Raw genomic sequence first — 24,421 nt, 5'->3', positions numbered from 1 at the left:
AGCAGGAGAGGCGAGGCGGCCATGGCGAGCACGGAACCCGGTTCGGACAGCGAGGTGTCCGCTGCTGCGGAGACACCGGAGGGGACCGCGGAGACCGCGGAGGCCGCGGAGGCCGCGGAGGCCGCGCCGGAGCCGGCCGGTGGCGCGGAGAAGGGTTCGGCGGACGGCTCGGTGCGGGGCGCGGCGAAGCCCCCGGTCACGGAGTCCGGCTCCGGCGCACCGCGCCGTGTCACGTCGTCGGCCGTCAGCGGGGTCATAGGCGCCGAGATACCCGCCGCATCCCAGGCCGGCAGCCCCGCGACCGCCACGCAGAGCGCGGGCCCCGGGGTCGCCCCCGCGGGCGGACCCGAGACGGAGCCCGCAGGACAGACCACCGCGGAGGAGCCCGCCGCGACGGAGCAGCCCGCCGGGGAGCGGCCCGCGGCGGCGCCGGCCACGGAACCGGCGGAAGGCGCAGCTCCCCAGGCCGACTTGGGCCGGGGCGCCACCGCCGCACCGCGCAAGCGCCCCGCGCTGGTCGCCGCCCTGGCGAGTCTCACCCGTACCCGCACCTCATCGGCCACCGATGCCGCGCCCGGCACGGCAGGCACCGCTACCGCGACCGCCGTCGGCGGCAGCGCGGGCAACGGCCCCGGGGGCAGCGACGTGGAGGGCGGCGGGCCCGGGGCCCCCGGCAAGGTGTCCCGGCCGATGGTCGCCGCTGCCGCCATCGGCGGTGTCGTACTGCTGTCGCTCCCCTTCGTCGTCGCCTCCGCCACGGGCGGCGACGGCCCCAAGCACAACTCCCGGAACGCCGCCGCTGGTTACACCGACCCGGGTCAGGGCGCCGACGGATTCGTCCCGGGCGCGGACGCCACCAGGAGGCCCGCGCTGCCCGGGGGTTCGAAGCGCTCGGGCTCGACGGGCGGTCTGGGCGCGCCCCCGATCACGGAGGCCGCGTCCGCGGACAGTGTGAGCGGACCCGGCGAGAAGCCCGCCGACGGCAAGAAGGACGGTCAGCAGAGCGACGGCAAGGACACCGGGACGGAGAAGGGACAGGGCGACAAGAAGTCCGGCCCCGGCTCCTCATCCGACAGCAGCGGCGACGGCAGCAGCGGAAGCAGCGGCAACGGCACCGCCAGCCATGGCTCCAAGGTCAATTCGGCCATGCTCTTCTCCGCGGTCGGCGGCCCGCACTGTTCCAGCAGCTCCGTCACATACGAGGAGCGCGGTGCGTACAGCGACGACCAGGAGGGGTGGACGACCCACGACGGCTCGTACGCGTCCGGCGGCTGCACGGGCCGCTACCGTTCGATGCCGATGTCCGGGAGCAGCTCCAAGGACTCCGGCAACAGCGTGATCTGGGTCTTCCGCACCGGGAAGGTGACGTCGGGGAGCTGCAAGGTGAGCGTCTACATCCCGAACGACAGCGTGGCCCGCCATGTGGGCGGGCAGCCCTCGTACTACACCGTCCACGACGGGACGACGGGGAACGACACCCAGCTGGGCAGCTTCACGATCACGCAGGTGAGCCACCGGGGGCAGTGGGTCGGCGCCTCCACGTACAAGGTCTCCAAGGGGCTGCTGACCGTCAAGCTCCACGACCGGGGGGACGACTGGAGCAGCTCGTCCCGGGACAACGCCCACCACGCGGTGTCCGCGGTCCGGGTGGAGTGCACGGCGTAACGTCCACCGGGCCCGGCCGGCCGTTCACTTCACCCTGGGCGGCCGGCCGGTGTTGCCCGAGGCCAGCGGGGAGCGGGCCAGCTCCACACAGCCGAGGGCGACCAGGGCGAGCGCGCCCAGCTCCGGCACCAGCCACCAGCCGGTCCGCAGGCTCTCGCCGAACAGGGTCACGCCGTACAGGATGCTGATGAGCGCGTCCCCGAGCGTCAGCATCGGCTGGACCGCGACCAGGGTGCCCGCCTGGAGGGCGTTCTGCAGCAGGAAGAGCGCGCCCACGCCGGCCGCCGCCGTGCCGTAGAGCTGCCAGGCCGTCAGCAGCTGGATCCGCCCGTCACCCTCGCCGAGCCGCGCCACGGCGTCCTTCATCAGGGCGGCGGTGAGGGCGTAGCCACAGGCGGCGGCGAGGCCGAGGAGGGCCCCGCGGGAGTTGCCGCGGGTCTTGAGGGCCGCACCGATGAGGACCACCTCGAAGATCCCGGTCAGGACCAGTGCCGGGATCCACACCAGGCCCTCGACGGTCTCGCCACCGCCGCCCGGAGCCGCCGTCGCCATCCCGAGTGCGAGGCCGAGGGTCACCGCGGCCACGCCGTACCAGACGGTGCGGGGCAGCCGTACGCGCAGAAGGTGACCGGCGAGCAGCAGTGTGGCGGGCAGTTCGATGACGAAGATCGGCTGCACCACGGCGATGGGCCCGGTGGCCAGGGCGACGGCCTGGCAGACGGCCGCGACGATCACCAGACCGACCCCGGCCAGCCACACCCGCTGGCGGATCAGATGGCCGAAGAGCGAGACATGCATCGTCTCGGCGTCGGGCACCTTCGCGGCGGCACGGCGCTGGAAGACGGATGCGGCGCCGTTGCTGAGCGCGGTGAGCACGGCGAAGAGAACACTGATCACCGGTCCATGATGAAGGGCGGGGTATACGAAACGGGGACCCGCCCGCTCCGGCCGCGCCGCCACCGTCCCGGCGCGGGTGAGGCGCGGGGCCCGGCCCCACCCCCGTAGGCGCCGGCCCCCTCCCCCGCGTCCGGAGGGTGCGCGCCACAGTGCCCGCCCACGGGCTTACCTGGCAATCGAATTCGGCCACCAGCGAATCCGGTTGCCGGTTCCGGGTCCGGGAGTGCTGCCGTACGGGGTGCCGCCGTCCCGGGGGGCTCTACGAGGTCGCGCCCGACCCGGGCTTCTCGCCGCGAGGGAAGGAGATCTCGACGCGGCGGTTCTTCGTACGGCCTTCCTCGGTGGCGTTGGAGGCGATCGGGTAGTCCTCGCTGTAGCCGCGGATATCGAACGTGACGTCGGAGCCGAGCGACGTGGCCAGCTCCTGCTGTACGGCGTCGGCCCGCCGTTTGGAGAGGACCTTGCCGTGCTGGTAGGACCCGAGGTCGTCGGTGAACCCGAAGACCCGGACCTTGGTGGCGTGCTGGGCCAGCACCTCGTCGGCGATGGCCTTGATACGGGCGTGGGCCTCGGGGTTGAGCTTGGAGCTGTCCTTGGCGAAGAGGACTTCGGCCTGGAGCGCGAACGTCACATCGGCGTTGGTGTCCTCACGGCGCTCCTCGCCGCCCAGGTCCTCGACGACGGACTTGATGTCCAGGACATGGGAGGCGGCGAGCGTCGCCCCGTCACCGAGCCGCAGCCCGGGGGCGGCCGGCTCGATGGCGGGCGGCGGTGAGGACGTCGTACTGTCCGGTGGCGCGCCGGGGCTGGGCCCGGCGGCCCGCGCCCCGGTGACGGTCAGCCCGGTGAGCAGGAGGGCGGCGGCGAGGGTGGCCGCGGGGCGGCGGGGTCGTCTCATGGCTCACTGCCCGTCGGAGATGTCGATGGTGGCCGGGGGCATGTCGGCGATCTGGAACTCGACGGACTTGGTGCTGGCGGGCGGGGCGGGGAACTGGGCGTAGAACGGCTTCTCCTCGTCCGCCTGGATCCCGCCGCTGAACTTGGTGCAGAGGCAGCGCCCGTCGGTGTCCCGCAGAATGAGGTACTTCTTCTTGCCTGCCTGGTCGACCAGCGCGGCCCCGGCCATCGACGTGGAGTTGGCGGCCAGTTCCTTCTCGTCCCCCGCCCAGCTGGGTTCGAGCCAGTACTTGCCGCCCCCGTTCTTCACCGTTCCGCTGACGGTGAGGAAGCCCCCGGTGTCGCGTACGGCGGACGTGATGGTCAGGGTGATGTCGGAGCCGCCCTTGACCTGGGCGAGGACCTTGTCGGCCGACGCGGCCGGGGACTGCTGTGCCGGGTCGCCGCTCGGCTTCGCACCGGCCGCAGGGGAGGACGTACTCCCCTTGTCCTTGCCTCCGCCGTCGCTTCCGCAGCCCGCCACGGTGAGAGCCAGGCCCGCTGTGACTGCCACAGCGGCCAGCAACGTGCGGGCCTTCAAGGTGCGCCGCATGCTCATTTCCTACTCATCCTCACTCGGCCAGGTGAACAGCGAACAGGTCCTTCGGCTGGGGCAGTTCGGTCGGGTCGGGCTTCTTGGGGTCGATCTCCCAGTGCCGGCCGTCACAGTCGAACGCGACCGTCTTCGGGTCGTCGGACGACGCGACCGAGCAGCGCGGCTCGATCATCGCGACGGCGTGGGCCTTGGCATGCCTGCCCTCCGTACCGGGGATGACGGACTTGCCGACGGTGAACCGGGTGGTGATCGTCGCCTCGAAAGCGGGATACCCCTTGACCGTGGTCGGCACCAGAGCGTCGAGGGTGGCGTCGTTGTCGCCCGCGAGCCGGGCCGCCGCCGCGCTCCCCGTACCGGCGACCGGGTGGTCGCCGAGCAGCCAGCCCGCCCAGGCGTCCTTCTGCCCGAGCGAGCCGGTCAGCCCGTCGGCCATCTGGTCCCGTACGTCCTGGGCCGCGGCCAGAGCCGCGGCGTCGGCGGCCGACTGGGCACCGTTGCGGGCCACGGCGGCCTGGGCGAAGGCGAAATAGGCGAAGGCCAGGAAGAGCAGCCCGCCCACCACGACGACATAGATGAGGATGGTCTGACCCCGGTCGCACTCGGCACGGGACGGTCTCAGCCGCCGGTGATGGAGTTCACCGCGGTACCGATCGCCTTCGAGATGATGTTCTGCAGCCCGAGCCCCCGCACCGCCACCACGATCAGCGCCACGATCACCAGCAGCCCGCCGTACTCCACGATGCTCGCGCCGCTGTCGCCCGCGCGCCGGCGCATCCGCGAGACCACCGTGTCGCGCCAGGTGCCGAGCGCCAGATACGCCTTCAGCGTGATGTCCTTCGCCATGCTCTGCCCCTTCGGGAACGTACGACTCCGTCTCTGCGGCGGGGCTGCCGTGCCCGGTGCCCCGCCTCCCCTCACCGCGCAGGGTTTCAGCCAGGCCTGCCGGGCTCCCACGCGGACGTAACCAGCCATGTCGCTCGCGCGAAAGGGCTGTTGGTGCTGGTTCGGTCGGAGCGGCACTCATGCCGGAGGCGGTGCGGTGCATGGCCTGCGCCTCCCTCGGACTCGGCCCGAAGTCATATCCCTGGGGAGAGCGTGGCACAAAGGGGTGCGGCCCCGAAGCGGCTGACAGAAAGTGGCCGGAACCCACCCTCCGTGTCACCACCGGCATCAGGGCACACATCAGGGGTGTCATCGCTCAGTTCCCGAAGAGCGAGCCGAAGTCGGTGGTGGAGCCCAGGAACATATTGGTGACGATCAGGATGAGCGTCGCCGGGACCATCGTGATCAGTGTGACCACCGTGGCCTGCGGGATCGCCTTCGCCGCCCGGCGGCGGGAGTTCTGCGCGTCGGTGCGGCGCATGTCGTTGGCGATCTGTATCAGCGTCTCCGCGATGGGCGCGCCCAGCTCCTCGCCCTGCTGGAGCGCGCTCACGAACTGTGAGACCTGCTCGGACTCGTTACGTCTGCGCAGCTCGTCGAAGGCCTGGCGGCGGCTGACGCCCATGTCCATCTGGCGCAGGGTGATGCGCAGTTCGTCGGCCCAGGGCCCCTCGTACTTCTCGGCGACCCGCTCCAGTGCCTGCCGGAACCCCAGACCCGCGCTGACGACCACCGCGAGGACGTCGAGGAAGTCGGGCAGGGTCCGCTCGATGATGTCCTTGCGTCTGCGGATGGCCTGCCAGATCGTCGCGTCGGCGGCGAACGCCCCGTAGGCGAAGGCGAAGACGGCGAAGATCCAGCTGCCGTTGGTGAGCAGTGCGAGCCCGGCGAGGCCGCCGAAGATGCCGTACACCGCGCGGCGGGCCGCATAGCGGTCGACGGTCAGGCCGCCGGGGTTGCCCGCCGCGTCGATCCTGCGGCGTTTGCGCTCCACCGCCCGGGGGCCCATCGCCCTGAGCACGGCGGGCGCGAAGCGCATCCCCGCCCGGTCGACCGCCCCCTCGGCGCCGCCCACCCGCGTTGCGCCCACTTCGAGTGCGACGGCGAGATCGCTGGGGATCTTCACTTCGGAGCGGTACATCCGCACGCCCTGGAAGATCCCGGCGACGGCCGCGCCGAGCGCGAGGGCGAGGACCAGTCCCACCATGGCTGTTCTCCCGTCCCCTCAGACTTCGATCTTGCCGAGGCGTCGCATGCCGATGAACCCGACGGCGTACAGGCCGAGTGCGACGAGCACGGCCGCCTGGCCGAGCGGGTGGCCGGTCATCCGGGCCAGCGAGCCGGAGTCCATCGAGTTGAGCATGATCATGGCGCCCAGGCCGAGCAGTGGCAGGGTGTACGCGGTGGCGTTGACCTCGGAGAGCATCGTGACGACCTCGCGCCGGGTCTCCTTGCGCTCCTCCAGCGTCTCGGTGAGGTTGCGCAGGCTGCCGACGACCGTGCCGCCCGCGCGGTTGGAGAGGACGAGCGTGGTGACGAGCACGACCAGTTCCCGTGAGGGCAGCCGGGTGGCCAGCTCGCCCAGGGTCTCGTCGATGGACCTGCCGAGGGCCAGCTGGGCGGTGACCGTGGCCAGCTCCTCGCCCGCCGGGGCCTCCAGCTCCTCCGCCGCCATGCCCAGCGCGGTACGGAGCGCGAGCCCGGCGGCGGTCGCGTTGGCCAGGATCCGGGACAGTTCGGGGAGCTGGTTGATGAACGCCTCGATGCGCTTCTGGCGCTGCCAGTTGAGGAAGGTGTGGCCCGCCCAGAGGGCGACCAGGCCCGCGACCGGCCCGAAGAAGGGGGCCAGCGCGGCGGACGCGATCAGCCAGAGTGCGGCGACGCCCCCGAGGACGTACACGGTGAACTCGCCCGCCGTCAGGTCGAGTCCGGTCGCGGCGAGCCGCAGCTGGAGCCGCTTGCCGAAGGCCGTTCCGCGGAGCCTGCGGTCGACCCCGCCGAAGCGGCGGACGCGCAGCCCCTCGGGGCGCGGCCCGCTGTACGAGAGCCGGTCGACCAGGGCTTCGCGCTGGGCCCTCCCCCTGGCGTACAGATGGATGCCGGTGACGGCGAGCACACCGCAGAGCAGCGTGCCGCCGAGCGCCAGCAGAGCGGTGTCGGTCATGGTGCTGCCCTACCTCGCCTCTCTCGTGTGGAGCGGGTCGACGTCTTCCACCACGCCGAACGCGGGCGGGACCGCCTCGTTCGCGAGGTACAGCCGCTCCGCGATCCGGCGTGGCAGCGGCAGGTGCTCGAACCGGCCGTGCACGACCCGGTCCGCGTTCATCGGCTCCGCCCGGAACCGGGCGACCGGGGCGATCCGGAAGCTCTCCCGCCCATGGCTGACCAGCAGGGACATCTCGCTGATCCGGCGGGAGCCGTCGGCGTGCCGGGTGAGCTGGACGATGACGTCGACCGCGCTGTTGATCTGGTCGCGCAGCGCCTCGAAGGGGATCTCCACCTCGGACATCGACCCCAGGGTCTGGAGCCGCATCAGCGCGTCCTCGGCGCTGTTGGAGTGCACGGTGGCGAGCGAGCCGTCGTGCCCGGTGGACATCGCCTGGAGCATGTCGAGCGTCTCGCCGCCGCGCACCTCGCCGACGATGATCCGGTCGGGGCGCATCCGCAGCGAGTTGCGGACCAGGTCGCGGATGGTGATCCGGCCGTTGCCCTCGACGTTGGCCGGCCGGGTCTCCAGGCGTACGACATGGGCCTGCTGGAGCTGGAGTTCGGCCGCGTCCTCGACGGTGATGATGCGTTCGTGGTCCGGGATGAGGCCGGAGAGCGCGTTGAGGAGGGTGGTCTTCCCGGAGCCGGTGCCGCCGGAGACGATCACGTTGAAGCGGGCCCTGACGAACGCGGAGAGGAGCAGCAGCATCTGCTCGTCCAGGGTGCCGAGCGCGATCAGCTCCTGGAGCCGGTACGCACGGGGGAAGCGGCGGATGGTGAGGGTGGGGCCGGTCAGGGAGAGCGGCGGGATGATGACGTTGACACGCTCGCCCGAGGGCAGCCGGGCGTCGACCATCGGATTGGACTCGTCGACCCGGCGGTTGACGGTCGACACGATGCGCTCGATGGTCTGCATCAGCTGCTCGGTCGAGGCGAAGCGCATCGGCAGCTGCTCGACGCGTCCGGCCCGCTCGACGAAGATCGCGTCGGGGCCGTTGACCATGATCTCGGTGATGGACGCGTCTTCCAGGAGCGGTTCCAGTACGCCGAGACCGAGGGCCTCGTCCACGACCCGGCGGATCAGCTGGGAGCGTTCGGCGGTGGAGAGCACCGGGCCCTCGCGGCTGATGATGTGGCCGAGTACCCGCTCCAGCCTGGCGCGCCGGTCGGCGGCGGCCAGCGAGGACATCTCGGCGAGGTCGATCTCCTCCAGGAGCTTGGCCCGGTAGACGGCGACCTGGTGGCCGTCCTCCCGGCCGCCGCCGTGCTCCTCGGGGGCGGCGATACGGGCGCGCAGGCTCATGGTGCCTCCCTGTCGCTCTGGGCTGTGAAGTTCCGGGCTGTGGAGTCCCGGGCTGTGGAGTCCCGGGCTGTGGCGCCCGCGGCCGTGGTGTCGTTCGGCATGGTGACGGTGCGGTGGACCGGGCCGAAGAGGTGGATGCCCGGCAGGACGGAGGGGACGGTGACGGTGGCGGTCGCGCTGATGGTGTCGCCGCCGCCGACCGCGATGCGGGTGTTGCCCTGGAGCCAGCCGGACACGGCGTCGCGTCCGGCGGCGGCGCCGGTGCCGGGCTCCAGGGCCTCGGTACGGGCTGCGGCGCGGGCCGCGGTGCCTGCCTGGTTGGCGGTGTAGCCGACGATGCCGAGCTGGATGGCTGCCATGCCGATGAGGAGGAGGATCGGGAGCATGCCGGTGAATTCGAGGATGGCGGTGCCGCGGTCGTCCCGACGGAGACGGGTGCGCGTGCGGCGGATGGTGCGGGTTTCGGGGGCTCCGCCCCCGGGCCCCCGGCCCTCAAACGCCGGACGGGCTGGATTTCCCCGACGTCGGCTTGATCCCCCAGCCTGGCGTTTCCAGCACACCCGCGCCAGGAATGAGCCCGTCCTGCGGGTCCCCCCGGTCGAAGTCCGGGGGAGACCGAGGACCAGGGTCCGCGGCGGAGCCCCCGCAAGGACGCGCCGCCTCATCTCCCGTCCCCCTCCAGCGCCGCCCCCGCGCTCCCGTCCACCGGCCAGGGGAAGTTCCCGGCCCCGGGGAAGAGGACCGGGGTACGCAGATGGACGGTGGCCTTCATCAGGTTTCCCGACGCGCCGCAGTCGACCTTCGCCGCCCCCCGCCAGTTGGCCGGCAGCCGTTTCAGGCCCGCATCTCGGCAGCCCGCCGTCGTGCCGTCCACCGCGTACGAGGCCGTGGCCGCCCGCGCCGCCTCGTCCGCCGCGTTGCCCGCGAGCGAGAACGTGTAGCCCCACAGGACGCACTGCCACATCGCCACCAGGACGAAGGCGATCAGCGGGGCCATCCCGGCGAACTCGACCAGGGCCGAGCCCCGGTCGCTGTCCAGGCGGGTGCCGCGGACGCGCAGCAGGCCGGTGCGGCCGCCCCTGCCGTGGGAGGCCGAGGTCTGCGTCTTCACCAGGCCGAGTTCACCGGCCAGAGACCACATCGCCTGCTTGACCGTGGAGCGGCTGTCCAGGTCCTGCATCCGGCCCGCGTCCACCGCGGCCTGGAGCTCCTTGAAGTGGGCGGGGACCGCGGTGCGGGCCGCCTTCGTACCGGTGATGCGCTCGACCAGCGGCGGCTGGATCTCGGCGCTCCGGGTGGCCCGGTTGACGACGGTGAGCGTCTCCTCCGCCTTACGGACCTGGAGCCGGTCCCACATCCGCACCATCCGCTTGGCGGCCCGGACGGCCACCACGTCCGGGGTGACCAGGAGCAGGGCGTGGTCGGCCATTTCGACGGCGGCCGCGTTGGCGCCGGTCAGCTGGGTTCCGCAGTCCACGACCACGACCTCGTACCGGCCGCGCAGCGCGCTGATCGCCTGCCGGGCGACCCGGTCGGTGACCTCCTCACCCCGCTCGCCGTCGCCGGGCGCGAGGAGCAGCCCGAGCCCGGTCGGGTGTGCGTACACCGCGTCCTGGATGACCCGGGGCGAGATGTCGGCGATGCCCGCGAGATCGGCGATGGACCGGCGGAACTGCACGTCGAGAAAGGAGGCGACGTCACCGGACTGGAGGTCGAGGTCGACCAGGGCGACCGACCTGCCGGACGCCTGTGCGGCCAGGGCGAGTTGGACCGCGGTGACGGTGGCGCCGACGCCGCCCTTGGCCCCGGTGACCGTGACGACCGTGCCGCCGGGACCTGCGGCCCGGTCGGGGCCTGCGCCGAGGTGGCGGCGTACGCCGGTGGACCAGGAGGCCGCGTTCTGCACCCGGGCCGCCAGCTCCTCGTAGCCGAGCGGCAGCCCGATGAGACCGCGGGCGCCCGCGTCCATCGCGGAGGTGTAGAGGAGCGGGCTGATGTCGGCGGTGATGAGGACGACGCCGACCGCGGGGAAGCGCAGCGCGACCTCCCTGATCAGCTCCAGGGCCGGGGCCGGGCCGATCCGTTCGTGGACCAGGACGACCTCGGGCAGTTCGTCGAGCGATTCGGCGGCCAGCCGGGCGAGCAGGTCGAGCAGCGAGGTCGAGTCGGCGACCGGCGGGAAGGGTTCCGCGTCGGGGAGCTGGCTGAGCAGGGTGATCACCGCGCGCGCCGCGTCCGCGTCACCGGCCACGGGGAGGATGCGAGTCGTCATCTGTCCCTCACCTGTCGCATCTGGGCCCTCACCTGTCGCATCGGGCCCTCACTTGTCGCCGTCGAGGGTGTAGGTACGGTCGCGCTGCGGGACGTCGGCGCCGCCGCCGGGCGCGACGAGCGCCAGCCGGACATGGGTCGCGAACGACTCGGCGTACGCCACACGCTGGGCGTCCAGCGTCTTGAGGGCGAAGGTGATCGGGACGGCGTCGGTGGCCTGCCGCGAGCGGTCGCTCTCGTTCTGGTCCGGGTCGAGGGGGGTGAGCTTGCCGACGTCCACGACGCGTGCGTCCGAGACGATGACCTTGGAGGTGTCCGGGGTGCCCTTGTCGTCGCCCTTGAACGTCGCGTAGATGTTGACGCCGGCGCCCGGCGTGATCTTGCCCGCAACCCCGGTGGACGCGTCGATCATGATGGCGATCTCCTGCTCGCCCGCGGTGAGTTCGGGCTGCGCCACGATCATGTCGGTCTGCAGCAGCGAGCCCTTGCGCAGCCGGGTGACGGCGATCTTGCCGCGCACCTGGGCCAGGTCGGTCACCGCGTTGCCCGAGAGCCACTTCCGCGGCATCCGGGTCTCCTCGAAGTCGCCCGCGGTGAGCTGCTTGTACGGGGCTATGTCGCTGCGGACGCGGTACGCGGTGACCTCGGGGCCGACCTTCGCGTTCACGTCGCGGATGACCGCGAGCACGCCGATGACCGCGGCGACGGCGCAGAGGGCCGACAGGATCAGCAGGACGACGCCGCGGCGCTGGCGGGAGTTCACTGGGCGGGCAACCTCTCGGACGGGGCGTGCGGGTCCGCGAAGGGTGCGGAGCAGAACCCGCAGCGGTCCCCTATGAGTTCGAGCCCGCACCAGTGGCAGAGCTCACGGCGTACGGAGGAGACCAGCTGGTGGAGGACGGACAGCTCGGGGATGGCCGCGGCGAACTCCACCAGCCGGGGGGTGGCCCACCAGCCCGACGAGTCGGCGGGCAGGGCGGTCTCCAGATGGCCCTGGACCTGCCAGTCCGGGGCGAGCACCGAGGTCACCCAGTCGGACTGGAGCTGCCCCCTGGCGACGAGCAGCCGGGTCGCGAACGACGGCCCGTCGAGCAGCCCGGGTTCGGCCCCGGTCACCTTGGTCAGCTGCGGTACGGGCGAGGCGAGCACGGCGAACTGCGAGCCCGGCATCCAGGACTTGGCGTGCGCGGTCAGCGACACCGGTACGTGGTCGAGCCGGGTGACGGTCGGCAGCAGGGCGCCCGCGTAGATGTAGTGGGCGAGCAGCCGGGCGGCCGACGCAAGGACTCCGGGGCTGAAGTCGCAGACGGAGAGCTGTCGCAGCTGCCGGGCGAGTACGGCGACACCGAGCGGCGGCAGGTCGACGGGGAGCAGCGCGATGCGGTCGCTCTCCAGGACCGAGCGGACGGCGTGCAGCCGCTGGACGTACGGCGCGGGGAGTGCGGCGGCGTACGGGACGACGACGTAGCCGTGCTGTTCGAGGAGGGCGTGCAGTTCCGTGATGGAGGCTTCGAACGACTGGGCGGCGGGCGGCTGGAGCACGGCGGCGAGCGGGGTGTGCCGGTCGGACGGCGGCAGCACGAGATCGCCGCTGGTGACAGCTATCGCGGTCGGCACGTCGTGGTCCCCCGTTCACAGCGGGCTGCTCCTGCATCAGCACTGTATCCAGGGGACCCGCCGGAAGAACCACAACTGACCGGAATTCATTGGATCTTGGCGGGCGGGCCGACGGCGCCCGAAGGCGGAGAAACGGTGGAGAAGATGCCCTCGTGCGGACAGATCCCTTGACATTGCAATTGGTCTGGACCAGCTTGGTCGCATTCAGCGGTGGCCACCGTTCCGTATCCCAGCCCCCACCCCCCACTCCTGGAGGCCGTACGTGACATCCCGACGCTCCACCCGCTCCTGGCTGGGCGGGGCCGTAGCCGCCCTGGCCGCCGCGGCCCTCTCCTTCGCCGGGACGACGGCCCAGGCCGCCGACCACCCCGCACCGGCGGCCCACCCGGCCGCGGCGGCCAGAACCGCCACCGCCGCACCGCCCGCCCACGCGGTCACCGGCTACTGGCAGAACTTCGACAACGGCGCTGCCGTGCAGAAGCTCACCGACGTACCGAAGGACTACGACATCATCGCGGTCGCCTTCGCCGACACCGGGAGCTCGCCGGGCGCCGTCACCTTCAACCTGGACTCCGCCGGGCTCGGCGGCTACACGCCCGACCAGTTCAAGGCCGACATCAAGACCGAGCAGGCGGCGGGCAAGTCCGTCGTCATCTCCATCGGCGGCCAGAACGGCACGGTCTCGGTGAGCGACTCGGCGTCGGCGGACAACTTCGCCAACTCCGTCTACGCGCTGATGCAGGAGTACGGCTTCAACGGGGTCGACATCGACCTGGAGAACGGCGTCAACTCCACCTATATGTCCCAGGCGCTCAAGTCGCTCTCCGCGAAGGCCGGTTCGGGCCTGGTCATCACCATGGCACCGCAGACCATCGACATGCAGTCGACGTCGGCCGAGTACTTCAAGACGGCGCTCGCCATCAAGGACATCCTGACCGTCGTCAATATGCAGTACTACAACAGCGGTTCCATGCTCGGCTGCGACGGCAAGGTCTACTCGCAGGGCACGGTGGACTTCCTCACCGCGCTCGCCTGCATCCAGCTGGAGGGCGGACTCGACCCCTCACAGGTCGGCATCGGGGTCCCCGCTTCGTCGAGCGCGGCGGGCAGCGGCTATGTCGCACCGAGCGTCGTCAACGACGCGCTCGACTGCCTCACCAAGGGCAGCAGCTGCGGCTCCTTCAAGCCCTCGAAGACCTACCCCGGACTGCGTGGCGCGATGGCCTGGTCCACCAACTGGGACGCCACGGCGGGCAACGCCTGGTCCAGCGCGGTCGGACCGCACGTCCACAGCCTGTAACCACAGCAGGCCCCCAGCACGGCAGCGCCGCCGCTCCCCCGGCGGCGCTGCCGCATGTTCCGGTGCCGCCGGCCGCTACGGCTTCGGCAGGGCGCAGCCCGAGCGGCTCAGGTCGATCTTGCTGCCGGCTCCGACGCACGGCACGATCCCGTACGTCTCCTCGGCGTAGTTGATGCCCTTGTGGATGGTGACGTTGCCGTTCTCGTCCACCTCGCACGGGTTGTTGTCCGTGCAGCGCTCGCCGTCCTCATTGCCCGTGTTGTTGACGGCGACGACCTTGCCGGTCGCGGTGTCGACCACCGGCGATCCCGATGTACCGCCGATCGTGTCGCAGGCCGAGGTGTAGCGGAGCGAGTCCTTCCAGGTCCAGTCACCCTCCTTGAGGCGGTAGACGAAACCGTCCACGTTGCAGCTGTAGATCTTCTTCCAGTACCCGGAGACCACACTGATCGCGGTCCCCTTCGCCGGGTGGGCGGCGTTGAGTTCCAGCGCGGAGATCCCGTACTTGCTCTGTATCTGCGCGTACGTGGAGCTGAGCTGGTACAGCGAGACGTCCGTGTCGGTCATCGTCGCGTACGCCACCTTGCTCGCCTTGAGCGTGGCGACCGAGCTCCCCGCCGCGTTCAGCAGCGAGAAGGTACGGCTGGACGGCTGGTCGGTGATGACCTCACCGGCAGCCGGGAAGCCGGTCTCCAGGCAGTGGCCGTTGGAGAGCACCAGCGCGGGATCGCCCGGCTGGGAGTCCGGCACGCGGACGACGGAGCCCGAGCAGTTGCTCAGCGCCACCGTTCCGGCGAAGTCGGCCGCCTTGGCCGTGGGGTGGCCGGTGGCCGCCACCGCGGGTGTCGCTGCCGCGCCCGTGAGAAAAAGGGCGAGCAGTGCGCCGACGAGAGGCTTCTTCATGTGGGGGGTCCCCTCTGTGACCGAAGTTCTTCCGGTTTGACATGCGCATTCTTAACGCAAGAGGGGCGGGCGGGGAAGGGCACCCCGCCCGGACACACCGGTGGCCGCACCGCCGCCACACCCTGTCGCACACCCGCCGCACACCCGCGTACGGAGCGGGAACGGAGCCGCCCCCGCGGTACGGCGCGGCCCGCCCGGGGAGTGCCTCCAGTGAATCTGCACACCGAATACGCAGGCCGGTCACGGTGTTCCGAGAACAGGCACACCTGTATGAGCCGGCCTTGGACATGAATTCGGACGTGTCCAATTTGCTGAAATTCACCGCGCTTTCGCGCGGACGGACCTGGGGATGACGTGAAGGCGATGTCCCGGCCAGGTGACCGGGCCTGCACCCGGCCCCAATTCCCCGTTCACACAGCCCCTGACCGGGGGGCTTCCGAGTGGATGCGTACGCCGTGATCGTGCTTTGATCCTCCGCACCGCGGGAGTTGCACCACTGATTCCCGCCCGCTCGCATTACCAAGAGAAGGGCCGCTCACATCATGAACAACGCTCCCCAGGTTGAGACCCTCGAAATCTCCGACGCCGACCTCGACAACGTCTCCGGCGGTCTCGTCGGCGGCCTCGTCAGCACCGTGACCGGCACGGCCGACTCCGTCGCCCCGGTCTCCGGCGTCATCGCCGGTGCCACCGGCACGGTCGAGGGCCTGACCGGTGTCAACACCGGCGCCGTCACCGGCCTCATCGCCGGCGCCTGATCCACGGCTCCGCACGGGCCCCGGAACCTTCCCCAGGGTTCCGGGGCCCGACGGCGCTCCGGCGCGGCGCACCGCAGCGCCCGCGACCGCGTCGGGGAAGCAGGGAAGCACACGGGGAAGAACGGGGAAGAACGGGGAAGAACGGGGAAGAACGCCGTGCAGTTCCGCCAACAGGCCCTGTCCAAGCTGCAGTCGCCCGAGGAGCTCGACCTCCCCGTGCGTCTCGCCAGGCCGCAGGGGCTGCTCGTCCTGGTGGTGACGGTGGTCGTGATGGCCGCCGCATCCGTATGGGCGGTGGCCGGATCGGTGTCGTCGACGCTCCGGGCGCCCGGCATCCTGACGCATGCGCAGGGCAGTGATGTCCTCCAGAGCCCGGTCACCGGCCAGGTCACGGACGTGCTCGCCAGGGAGGGACAGCGCCTGGCCGCGGGCGCACCGGTCCTCAAGGTCCGTACCGACCGGGGCGACCGGCTCGTCCGCACCATCGACGCCGGACGGGTCACCGCACTCACCGCCGGGACCGGCGCCGTCGTCACCACCGGCGCCGATGTCGCCACCGTGGAGAAGACCCGGAGCACCAAGGACCCCCTGCTCGCCGTGGTGTACGTACCGGCGGACCGCGCGGCGACCGTGCCGGTCGGCGCGGACGTCGACCTCACCGTCCAGTCGGCCCCCTCCCAGCAGTACGGGCTGCTGCGCGGCCGTGTCCAGACGGTGGGGCGCGGTGCGCAGACCCCGCAGCGGATAGCCGCCTTCATCGGCGACAAGGAGCTGGCCGCACAGTTCACGAAGAGCGGCTCGGCGGTCGCGGTCCTCGTACGGCTCGTCACATCGGCCGCCACGAAGTCGGGATACGCCTGGTCGTCCGCGGGCGGTCCGCCGTACGCCCTGGACTCCATGACCCCGGCATCCGCCTCCGTACACCTCGCCGAGCAGCGCCCGATCGATTGGCTGCTTCCTTGAGCTCATCCCCCGCCCCGCAGCAGCGGCTGCCACCGGCCGGCCACGGCCGCCGCAGGGCGCGCCCCGCACCCGGGCCCCGGCGCCGCCGCCGGACGGTCCGTACCCCCACCGTGCTCCAGATGGAGGCCGTCGAGTGCGGCGCCGCGTCCCTGGCGATGGTCCTCGCCCACCACGGCCGCCATGTCCCGCTCGAAGAGCTGCGCATCGCCTGCGGTGTCTCGCGCGACGGCTCCCGGGCCAGCAACCTCCTGAAGGCGGCGCGCCGTTACGGGATGACGGCCAGGGGCATGCAGATGGAGCCGGCGGCGCTGGCCGAGGTCGAAGCGCCCGCGATCCTCTTCTGGGAGTTCAACCACTACGTCGTCTACGACGGCATGGGCCGACGCTTCGGGCGGCGCGGTGTGCACATCAACGACCCGGACAAGGGCCGCAGGTTCGTACCCGCCGAGGAGTTCGACACCAGCTTCACCGGGGTGGTCCTCGTCCTCGAACCGGGCGACGGCTTCCGCGGCGGCGGCCGCAGGCCCGGCGTCCTGAGCGCGCTGCCCGGACGGCTGCGCGGCACCACGGGCACGATGCTCGCCGCGCTCCTCGCCAGCCTGCTGCTGGTCGCGACCGGTGCGGCGCTGCCCGCGCTCAGCCGCACCTACATCGACATGTTCCTGATCGGTGGCCAGACCTCGCTGCTCGGCGCGCTGTTCGCTTCGATGGCCACGATGGTGGGGCTCACCGCCGTCCTCACCTGGCTCCAGCAGGCGAACCTGCTGCGCGGGCGGGTCATCGCGTCGACGCTCAGCAGCGCCCGCTTCCTCGGCCATCTGCTGCGGCTGCCCGTGACGTTCTTCGCACAGCGCAGCCCGGCCGACCTGGTGCAGCGGCTCCAGTCGAACGACGCCGTCGCCGAGACACTCGCCCGCGATCTGACCGCCGCCGGGGTCGACGGTGTGGTGGTGCTGCTGTACGCGGCGCTGCTCTGGACGTACGACCCCCAGCTGACGCTCGTCGGGGTCGGCATCGCACTCGGCAACGTCGTCGCGATGCGCATCGTGGTCCGGCTGCGCGCCACCCGTACGCAGAAACTGCGCGCGGACACGGCCCGGCTCACCAACACCGCGTACACCGGCCTCCAGCTGATCGAGACGATGAAGGCGACGGGCGGCGAGGACGGCTACTTCCGGCGCTGGGCCGGGCAGCACGCCACCACCCTCGACGAGCAGCAGCGGCTCGGGGTGCCGAGCGCGTGGCTGGGCGTCGTGGCGCCGGCCCTGGCGACGCTGAACAGCGCGCTGATCCTGTGGATCGGCGGTCTGCGCGCGGTCGAGGGGCATCTCTCGGTGGGGCTCCTGGTCGCGTTCCAGGCGCTCATGGTCCGCTTCACCGCGCCGATCACCCGGCTCAACGGTGTCGCGGGCCGTATCCAGGACTTCGCGGCCGATGTGACACGGCTGAAGGACGTCGAGAGCTTTCCCGCTGACCCCCTGTACACCCGTACCGGCGCCGGCCGTACTGACGGCGCGGGTTCCGACGGCGCCGGTACGCCCCGCCCCGGTACGGCCCGCCCCAGTACGGCCCAGCCTGGCACGGACACGAGTACGCGCCGTCTCAAGGGGCACGTCACGCTGGACGGCATCACCTTCGGCTACAGCCCGCTCGACGCCCCGCTCCTGACGGGCTTCTCGCTGGCCGTGGGCCCCGGGCAGCAGGTGGCCCTGGTGGGCGGTTCGGGCAGCGGCAAGTCGACGGTGTCGCGGCTGATCTCCGGGCTGTACAGCCCGTGGGAGGGCACGATCCGCATCGACGGGCAGCGCATCGACGAGATCCCCCGTGGCGCGCTGACGGCGTCCGTGTCCTTCGTCGACCAGGACGTCTTCCTCTTCGAGGGAACGGTCCGTGACAACGTCGCCCTGTGGGACCCCTCGGTCCCCGACGAGGCGGTCGCCGACGCGCTCAGGGACGCCGCGCTGTACGACGTCGTGGCCCGCAGGCCCGGCGCCCTCCACGCCCGGGTCGAGCAGGACGGACGGAACTTCTCCGGCGGGCAGCGCCAGCGGCTCGAAATCGCGCGGGCCCTGGTAAGGCGGCCGAGCATCCTCGTGCTCGACGAGGTGACCAGCGCCCTGGACGCCGAGACCGAGCACCTCATCATCGACAATCTGCGGCGCCGCGGCTGCGCCTGTGTGGTGATCGCCCACCGCCTCAGCACGGTCCGCGACAGCGACGAGATCGTGGTGCTCGACCACGGCCGGGTCGTGGAGCGCGGCCGCCACGAGGAGCTGGTGGCCGCCGGAGGGCCGTACGCCGAACTGGTCAGGGAGCACTGACGTGACGTACACACACCAGGAGAGCGCCACGGGCGACCAGGTGACCGCCGCGTTCGGCGCACTGGGCGGGCCGGTGGACTGCACCGGGCTGCGCAGCCTGCCGCTCGAAGGCCCGCAGGTCCTGTGGCTCGTCGTCGGGGGCGCGCTCGACCTGTTCGCGGTGGACACGGCCGCGCAGGGGCACTGGCACTTCCTGGGCCGGCTCGACGCCGGGACACTGCTGCTCGGTCCGGTCGACGGCACCCAGCACACCCTGGTGGGGCGGCCGCTGCGCGGCTGTGCGCTGCGCCGCATCGCGCTGCGGGAACTGCGGAGCCCGGGTGACGGCTCATGGGCGTACGACCAGCAGTACCTCAGCCGTTACGACACCCAGGACTCGGCCCTGAGCCTCCTGGAGCACGCCTTCGCGCTGGGCGTGGGCCGCAGCCAGCGGGTGCTGTTCGAGGCCCCGCTCGACGGCAGGACCGCCGGCGACGACACCGTGGGCGACGACGACATCCTGTGGCTGCCTGTCATGCCGGGCAGTGTGCAGTACGGGGCGTCGTACAGCGCGGACGCGGCCGGTGACCTGCTGGTCGACGGGGCGATGTGGCAGCGCATGGTCAACCAGCAGTTCCGGCTGCTCTCGGCCCTCGACCGCTGGATCGAGCGGGTGGAGAGCGCGCACGAGACCCGTACGGCGGCCGGTATCAGGGCGGGCGAGACCGTACGCGAGAACGCCGACCGGACCCTGATCGCCTCCATCGGCCGCGCGCCCGGGGAGGGCCGGCGGCGCACACCCGCCACCGGCGCCGACGACGCGGCGTACGGCGCGTGCAGGCTGGTCGCGGAGGCGGCCGGTATCCCGCTCAACGGACCCGCACCGGGCGCCGCCCCGGGTGAACGGGCCGATCCGGTCGAGCAGTTCGCGCTCGCCTCGCGGATCCGCAGCCGCACCGTCCGGCTGGACGGCCGCTGGTGGCGCGAGAACACGGGGCCGCTGGTCGGGTACCGGGCCGCGTCCGGCGCCCCGGTCGCGCTGCTGTGGCGGCGCGGCGGATACGAGGCCGTGCACCACGGTGGCGGACGGCGCATCCGGATCGGTGAGGCCAACGCGGACGAGTTCGAACCGCGGGCCGTGATGCTGTACCGGCCGCTGCCCGACCGGCCGCTCGGCCCGCTGCGGCTGCTGCGGTTCAGCGCGCACGGCACGGGCCGCGATGTGCGCCGTCTGCTCGGGGCCGGCCTGGTGACGGTCGCGATCAGCGCCCTGGTGCCGGTGGCGACCGGGCGGGTGCTCGGCGACTATGTGCCGAACGCCGAGTCGGACCTGATCGTCCAGGTGGCGCTGGCGGTGATGGTGACGAGCATTGTGTCGGCCGCGTTCATGCTGCTGCAGAATCTGACCGTCCTGCGGATGGAGGGCCGGATCGAGGGCGCCCTGCAACCGGCCGTGTGGGACCGGCTGCTGCGGCTGCCGACGCGCTTCTTCGCCTCGCGCTCCACGGGCGAGCTGGCCAGTGCGGCGATGGGCATCAGCGCGATCCGCCGGCTCCTGTCGGGGGTGGGCCCGCTGGTGGTGCAGGCGGGCACGGTCGGCGTGATGAACCTCGTCCTGCTGCTCTGCTACAGCGTGCCCCTCGCCCTGACCGCCCTCGGCATGCTGGCGGTGATCGCGGCGGTCTTCCTCGCCCTCGGGCTGTGGGAGCTGCGCTGGCAGCGGCGGATCGTGGTGCTCTCCAACAAGCTGAACAACCAGGCGTTCCAGACCCTGCGGGGCCTGCCGAAGCTGCGCGTCGCGGGCGCGGAGAGCTTCGCGTACGCCGCGTGGGCCGGGGAGTTCGCGCGCAGCCGGGAGCTCCAGCGGCGCGCCGGACGCGTCAAGAACCTGACCACGGTCCTCAACTCCGTCTATCTGCCGCTCTGTTCCCTGGTGATGTTCATCCTGCTCGCGGGCCCGGCGCGGGGCAGTATGTCGGCGGGTGACTTCCTCACCTTCAGCACCGCCGTGACGATGCTGCTCACCTCGGTCACCCAGCTCACCGGGGCGGCGCTCTCGGCGGCGGCGGTCCTGCCCATGTTCGAACAGATCAAGCCGGTCCTCGACGAGGTGCCCGAGGTACGCGCGGCCAGCACCCGGCCCGGCCTCCTGACCGGGGAGATCGAGGCGCGCGGAGTCTCCTTCCGGTACACGGACGACGGCCCGCTCGTCCTCGACGACGTCTCGCTCTCCGTCCGGCCGGGTGAGTTCGTGGCGGTCGTCGGCCCGAGCGGCTGCGGCAAGTCGACACTGCTGCGTCTCCTCATCGGCTTCGACCGCCCGGCCGCGGGCAGTGTCCTGTACGACGGCCAGGACCTCGCGGCACTCGACCAGGCGGCGGTGCGCCGGCAGTGCGGGGTGGTACTGCAGAACGCGCAGCCGCTGACCGGTTCGATCATGGACTGCATCTGCGGCGCCGAGGTGTTCACGCAGGAGGAGGCGTGGGAGGCGGCGGAGATGGCGGGACTCGCGGAGGACATCAGGCGGATGCCGATGGGCCTGCACACGATGATCGCGGGCGGCGGCGCCGTCTCGGGCGGCCAGCGCCAGCGCCTGATGATCGCGCAGGCGCTGATCCGGCGCCCGCGCATCCTCTTCTTCGACGAGGCCACGAGCGCCCTGGACAACGAGACCCAGCGCACCGTCACCGAGAGCACCCGCGCACTGAACGCGACCCGCGTCGTCATCGCACACCGCCTGTCCACAGTCCTGGACGCGGACCGGGTCGTCGTCATGGCGGACGGCCACATCGTCCAGCAGGGCCCCCCGTCCGAACTCCTCATGGACACGGAGGGCCATCTGCATGAGCTGGTGCGACGGCAGATGGTGTAGCTGCGTAGGGGCCCGTACCTGCGTCGAAGTAGCCCCGTGGGAGCCGCGACGGTCATGGAGGACGTGTCGTAACACGCAGAGCTACGCTCCTGCCATGGCGCCCAAGGAACGCTTCAGCATCAGCATGGACCCCGACCTCAAGGCCTCCCTCAAGGAGCACGCACAGGCGGCAGAGCTGGATGTGACGCGGTATGTGACCCTCGCCGTACAGAAGCAGATGCAGGAGGACGCCGTCATCGCCCGCCGCTTCGCGGCGGTCGACGCGGAGATCGCCGCCACCGAGGCCCTGCCCGCTCCCGAGGGCGCGGAGACCGAAGTCGACGAGGCCGAGATCACAGCAGCGCTCGCGGGCATCGCCCACGCTCTCGCGCCCTCGCCGGAAGAGGCGGCATGAGCCACCCGGCGTTCGTCTACGCCGCAGCATGCTCATCGCGCTCGACCACCAGGACCGCACGGCACACACCTTTCACCAGGCGCTGGCCCGGCTGGACCACCCGCCCGTGGTACCCCTCCCCGTGCTCGCCCAGGTCTGGCGGCCGGGACGCTGGACCCCGCTGAGCCGGTGCGTACCCCAGTGCACGGTCTTCGGCACCCGGGAGGCCCGGGTCGCGGGGTGCGGCCCCTGCGACGTGGGGCATCTGGAAAGCGACGCGAAACGCGCCGGGCAACTGCTCACGCACGCCGCCATCCCCGCCGAGAAACGCCCCGACGCGGTGGACGCCCTCGCCATGGTCATCGCCGCCCGCCACGTCAGCAGCGTGGTCGTGACCTCGGACGTACGCGATCTCGTGGCCTACCGCGATGCCCTGCCCCAGGCGGAGCAGAGCATCCGCGTCCTGTCCGTCTCGGACCTCGCGGAGTTCATGTCCGGCAAGCGCGTCACCGTGTGATCCGCCTGCGGCCTGCCCATGCCATGACGCATCCGGGCGCCCGGCGTCACTCCGTATGCACCTCGGCCGACGGCCAGGCTCCCCCGGCGAACTCGCGTCCCCAGTAGTAGGGGTTGACCTCGGCGAGGGTGCGGGCCTGCCAGCCACCGGGCTCACCCGGGGCGGGGACCGCCACCTCGACGCCCGGCCCCCACAGGGCCAGCCGCTCCTGACAGATCCCGCACGGGGTCAGTACGGTGAGCCGGCCGGCGATCCGGTTGACGCACACCGACGCGGTGACTCTGCGGTCCAGCGTGTACGCCTGGCAGTACGCCCCGACCTCGTGGCAGAGCGTCACACCCGCGTTGAGGTTGTCGAAGCAGACACTGGTAAGGATCCGGCCGTCATCGAGGTAGACGGCGGCCGCCCCCGCTTCCTCGCGCCCCGGCCAGCGGCGGTCCATCTGCGCGATCGCGGCGTCCACCAGGGCCTGGTCGAGTTTCATCGTGGCATCCTGTCAGGCCGCCGCGGCGTGCTGAAACCCTTTTCCGTTCCCGGCCACCCACCGGCCTCACCTCAACCGGAACGGAGAGGCCGGGAAGGTGTGGACGCCCGATGGTCACGGGGTGGCCAGCTGCGCGGCGCACTTCTTGTCGTGCGCGGGCCGCTTCCCGGTGGCCAGGTAGTCGGTCACCGCGTCGTTCCCGCAGGCGTTCGAGCCCGTCAGGTAGACCACGTGGCCGCCCTGGTCGACGGTGACCATCCGGGCACGGTCACCGAGGGCCCGGCGTGTGCGCAGTGCCCCGGACAGCGGGGTGGCCGGGTCGCGGAGGTTCTGCACCATGAGGACGTCGGAAGGGCCCCGGTCGGTGATCTTCACCTGCGGCTCCTTGGGAGCCCGCCAGAAGGCGCACGGGCGGATGTTGGCCGCGAACGCCCCGTACATCGGGTGGTCGGCCCGGTCGGCCGCGACGTTGTGCTGATAGGTCGTGAGAGCGGTCGGCCAGCGGGAGTCGCCGCAGATCACCCCGAGGTAGGCCGCGGGGAAGTTGTCGCTGTACGCGCCGCCGCCGCTGGTGGTGTCTCCGGCGCCCGGGAGCGGGTGGTTCGTGTCCAGGTCGTGCCAGGTGGTGGCGAGGCCGGCCAGGTCGCTGTCCGCACGGATCATCGCCGCGGTGACGACACGGAAGGTCGTACCGTCGTACCCCTGGACCGGCTTGTGGTCGAGGCTCGCGGCCAGTCGGAAGTACTTCTCGCGTACCGCGGCGGGCGTGCTGCCCAGGTGGTAGCGCCCGGACCCGGCAGCGGCGAACTTGGCGAAGTCGGGGAAGCGGGTCTCGAAGCCCGCGCCCTGGCTGCGCAGTGCGTCGACGTCGTAGCCCTCGGGCGGCAGGCTGCTGTCGAGGACCACGCGGTCGCTTCGGTGGGGGAACAGGGTGGTGTACACGGCTCCGAGGTAGGTGCCGTAGGACTCGCCGTAGTACGAGATCTTCGGTACGCCCAGTGCCGCCCGGATCCGCTCCATGTCCCGCGCCGTGTTCGCTGTGGTGATGTACGGCAGCAGGTCAGCGGTCTTGGACGCGGCGCACTGTGCTGCGAGCTTCTTCGCGGTCACGGCCTGCTTCGCCACGTCGGCCGCGCCGGCCGGGTTGGGCGGGTTGGCCGCCACACCGCCCTGAGCGGCGTTGAATCCACAGGTCAGCGGGGTGCTCTTGCCGACTCCGCGTGGGTCGAAACCGATCACGTCGTACCGGTCGCGGACCTTCTGGGGCAGCTTCATCACCGTGGGGACGGCGAGCCCCGGCAGGGCGGGGCCGCCGGGGTTGAGCAGGAGCACGCCGCGCTTCTCGGCCGGTTTCGTGCTCGCCAGACGGGACACCTCGACGTCGATCGTCCGCCCGTCGGGGTGCTGGTAGTCGAGCGGCACCGCGAGCTTCGCACACCGCAGGGACGCCTCCTTCGGGCTGGGGCACGCGCCCCACCGCAGCGGCGACGGGGAGGGCGCGGCGGCCTTCGTCCGGGACGAGGTGTCCGTGGTGGCAGACCCCGATGTGCACGAGGTCACCGCCGCCGCGCCCACCGTCACGGCGAGCGCCGCGAGCCAGATCCTGAGCATGGTTG

Annotated in this window: 22 protein-coding genes and 1 pseudogene; 8 read left to right on the top strand and 15 right to left on the bottom strand. The window is 71.8% G+C overall.

The genetic code is table 11. The features are described from left to right. The first annotated feature begins 21 nt into the window (after positions 1 to 21). On the top strand, positions 22 to 1,665 hold the full coding sequence (locus ACFXBC_RS05220) for a hypothetical protein (RefSeq protein ID WP_385018866.1): 1,644 nt from the start codon (positions 22 to 24) through the stop codon (positions 1,663 to 1,665). Between the two features lie 24 nt (positions 1,666 to 1,689). Here ACFXBC_RS05220 and ACFXBC_RS05215 read toward each other — a convergent pair whose 3' ends face one another. The 12 genes from ACFXBC_RS05215 to ACFXBC_RS05160 form a co-directional block, all read right to left on the bottom strand. Then, a complete protein-coding gene (locus ACFXBC_RS05215; RefSeq protein WP_385018864.1) occupies positions 1,690 to 2,562 on the bottom strand; it encodes a DMT family transporter in 873 nt (290 codons plus the stop codon). A gap of 259 nt (positions 2,563 to 2,821) precedes the next feature. Then, on the bottom strand, positions 2,822 to 3,460 hold the full coding sequence (locus ACFXBC_RS05210; RefSeq protein ID WP_385018862.1) for an OmpA family protein: 639 nt from the start codon (positions 3,458 to 3,460) through the stop codon (positions 2,822 to 2,824). 3 nt (positions 3,461 to 3,463) lie between these two features. After that, on the bottom strand, positions 3,464 to 4,051 hold the full coding sequence (locus ACFXBC_RS05205; protein ID WP_385018860.1) for a hypothetical protein: 588 nt from the start codon (positions 4,049 to 4,051) through the stop codon (positions 3,464 to 3,466). Positions 4,052 to 4,070: 19 nt separating this feature from the next. Beyond that, a complete protein-coding gene (locus ACFXBC_RS05200; RefSeq protein ID WP_385018922.1) occupies positions 4,071 to 4,634 on the bottom strand; it encodes a pilus assembly protein TadG-related protein in 564 nt (187 codons plus the stop codon). A 35-nt stretch (positions 4,635 to 4,669) separates the two neighbouring features. Further along, complete coding sequence (locus tag ACFXBC_RS05195) at positions 4,670 to 4,897, bottom strand: hypothetical protein (protein ID WP_164262970.1); 228 nt, start codon at positions 4,895 to 4,897, stop codon at positions 4,670 to 4,672. Between the two features lie 355 nt (positions 4,898 to 5,252). Then, positions 5,253 to 6,143 carry a DUF5936 domain-containing protein gene (locus tag ACFXBC_RS05190; protein WP_385018858.1) on the bottom strand — a complete coding sequence of 297 codons (891 nt, stop codon included), beginning with the start codon at positions 6,141 to 6,143 and terminating at the stop codon, positions 5,253 to 5,255. Positions 6,144 to 6,161: 18 nt separating this feature from the next. Beyond that, positions 6,162 to 7,100 carry a type II secretion system F family protein gene (locus tag ACFXBC_RS05185; RefSeq protein WP_385018856.1) on the bottom strand — a complete coding sequence of 313 codons (939 nt, stop codon included), beginning with the start codon at positions 7,098 to 7,100 and terminating at the stop codon, positions 6,162 to 6,164. A gap of 9 nt (positions 7,101 to 7,109) precedes the next feature. Next, positions 7,110 to 8,447, bottom strand: a complete 1,338-nt coding sequence (locus tag ACFXBC_RS05180; protein ID WP_385018854.1) for a CpaF family protein — start codon at positions 8,445 to 8,447, stop codon at positions 7,110 to 7,112. Continuing rightward, positions 8,444 to 8,833 (bottom strand): TadE/TadG family type IV pilus assembly protein, encoded by a 390-nt coding sequence (locus tag ACFXBC_RS05175; RefSeq protein ID WP_385018852.1) that lies wholly within the window; start codon positions 8,831 to 8,833, stop codon positions 8,444 to 8,446. The genes ACFXBC_RS05180 and ACFXBC_RS05175 overlap by 4 nt, the downstream gene beginning before the upstream one ends. A 275-nt stretch (positions 8,834 to 9,108) precedes the next feature. Then, on the bottom strand, positions 9,109 to 10,719 hold the full coding sequence (locus ACFXBC_RS05170) for a CpaE family protein (protein ID WP_385018850.1): 1,611 nt from the start codon (positions 10,717 to 10,719) through the stop codon (positions 9,109 to 9,111). A gap of 48 nt (positions 10,720 to 10,767) precedes the next feature. After that, positions 10,768 to 11,481, bottom strand: a complete 714-nt coding sequence (cpaB, locus tag ACFXBC_RS05165; RefSeq protein WP_385018848.1) for a Flp pilus assembly protein CpaB — start codon at positions 11,479 to 11,481, stop codon at positions 10,768 to 10,770. Further along, positions 11,478 to 12,335 (bottom strand): hypothetical protein, encoded by an 858-nt coding sequence (locus ACFXBC_RS05160; protein WP_385018846.1) that lies wholly within the window; start codon positions 12,333 to 12,335, stop codon positions 11,478 to 11,480. Before ACFXBC_RS05160 ends, cpaB begins: the two co-directional genes overlap by 4 nt. Before the next feature lie 421 nt (positions 12,336 to 12,756). Here ACFXBC_RS05160 and ACFXBC_RS05155 point away from each other — a divergent pair. Further along, a pseudogene (locus ACFXBC_RS05155) lies at positions 12,757 to 13,635 on the top strand (chitinase); the annotation flags it as partial. Positions 13,636 to 13,710: 75 nt separating this feature from the next. Here the strand turns inward: ACFXBC_RS05155 and ACFXBC_RS05150 are convergent. Continuing rightward, positions 13,711 to 14,538, bottom strand: a complete 828-nt coding sequence (locus ACFXBC_RS05150; protein ID WP_385018844.1) for a serine protease — start codon at positions 14,536 to 14,538, stop codon at positions 13,711 to 13,713. Positions 14,539 to 15,080: 542 nt separating this feature from the next. Here ACFXBC_RS05150 and ACFXBC_RS05145 point away from each other — a divergent pair. The 6 genes from ACFXBC_RS05145 (at position 15,081) to ACFXBC_RS05120 (ending at position 22,321) form a co-directional block, all read left to right on the top strand. Then, a complete protein-coding gene (locus ACFXBC_RS05145) occupies positions 15,081 to 15,296 on the top strand; it encodes a type A2 lantipeptide (protein ID WP_385018842.1) in 216 nt (71 codons plus the stop codon). 156 nt (positions 15,297 to 15,452) lie between these two features. Continuing rightward, positions 15,453 to 16,259 (top strand): HlyD family efflux transporter periplasmic adaptor subunit, encoded by an 807-nt coding sequence (locus tag ACFXBC_RS05140; RefSeq protein WP_385018840.1) that lies wholly within the window; start codon positions 15,453 to 15,455, stop codon positions 16,257 to 16,259. Continuing rightward, the gene (locus ACFXBC_RS05135) at positions 16,256 to 18,580 is read left to right on the top strand and encodes an NHLP family bacteriocin export ABC transporter peptidase/permease/ATPase subunit (protein ID WP_385018838.1); all 2,325 of its coding nucleotides are present in this window, start codon (positions 16,256 to 16,258) and stop codon (positions 18,578 to 18,580) included. The genes ACFXBC_RS05140 and ACFXBC_RS05135 overlap by 4 nt, the downstream gene beginning before the upstream one ends. Before the next feature lies 1 nt (position 18,581). Continuing rightward, entirely contained in the window at positions 18,582 to 21,431 is a 2,850-nt protein-coding gene (locus ACFXBC_RS05130; protein ID WP_385018836.1) for an NHLP bacteriocin export ABC transporter permease/ATPase subunit, read from the top strand. A 94-nt stretch (positions 21,432 to 21,525) separates the two neighbouring features. Continuing rightward, positions 21,526 to 21,825 carry a hypothetical protein gene (locus ACFXBC_RS05125; RefSeq protein ID WP_385018834.1) on the top strand — a complete coding sequence of 100 codons (300 nt, stop codon included), beginning with the start codon at positions 21,526 to 21,528 and terminating at the stop codon, positions 21,823 to 21,825. Positions 21,826 to 21,853: 28 nt separating this feature from the next. Then, positions 21,854 to 22,321 (top strand): hypothetical protein, encoded by a 468-nt coding sequence (locus tag ACFXBC_RS05120; protein WP_385018832.1) that lies wholly within the window; start codon positions 21,854 to 21,856, stop codon positions 22,319 to 22,321. Positions 22,322 to 22,367: 46 nt separating this feature from the next. Here the strand turns inward: ACFXBC_RS05120 and ACFXBC_RS05115 are convergent, their stop codons facing one another. Beyond that, positions 22,368 to 22,805 (bottom strand): cytidine deaminase, encoded by a 438-nt coding sequence (locus ACFXBC_RS05115; RefSeq protein ID WP_385018830.1) that lies wholly within the window; start codon positions 22,803 to 22,805, stop codon positions 22,368 to 22,370. Positions 22,806 to 22,919: 114 nt separating this feature from the next. Next, positions 22,920 to 24,416, bottom strand: coding sequence for an alpha/beta hydrolase (locus ACFXBC_RS05110; RefSeq protein WP_385018828.1), 1,497 nt, complete (start codon positions 24,414 to 24,416; stop codon positions 22,920 to 22,922). Positions 24,417 to 24,421 lie beyond the last annotated feature (5 nt).

It is taken from the genome of Streptomyces sp. NPDC059398 (assembly GCF_042751845.1).
Classification (GTDB): Bacteria; Actinomycetota; Actinomycetes; order Streptomycetales; family Streptomycetaceae; genus Streptomyces.
The sequence above is the reverse complement of the archived record's forward strand: the minus strand, read 5'-3'. Positions and strand labels throughout refer to the sequence as shown.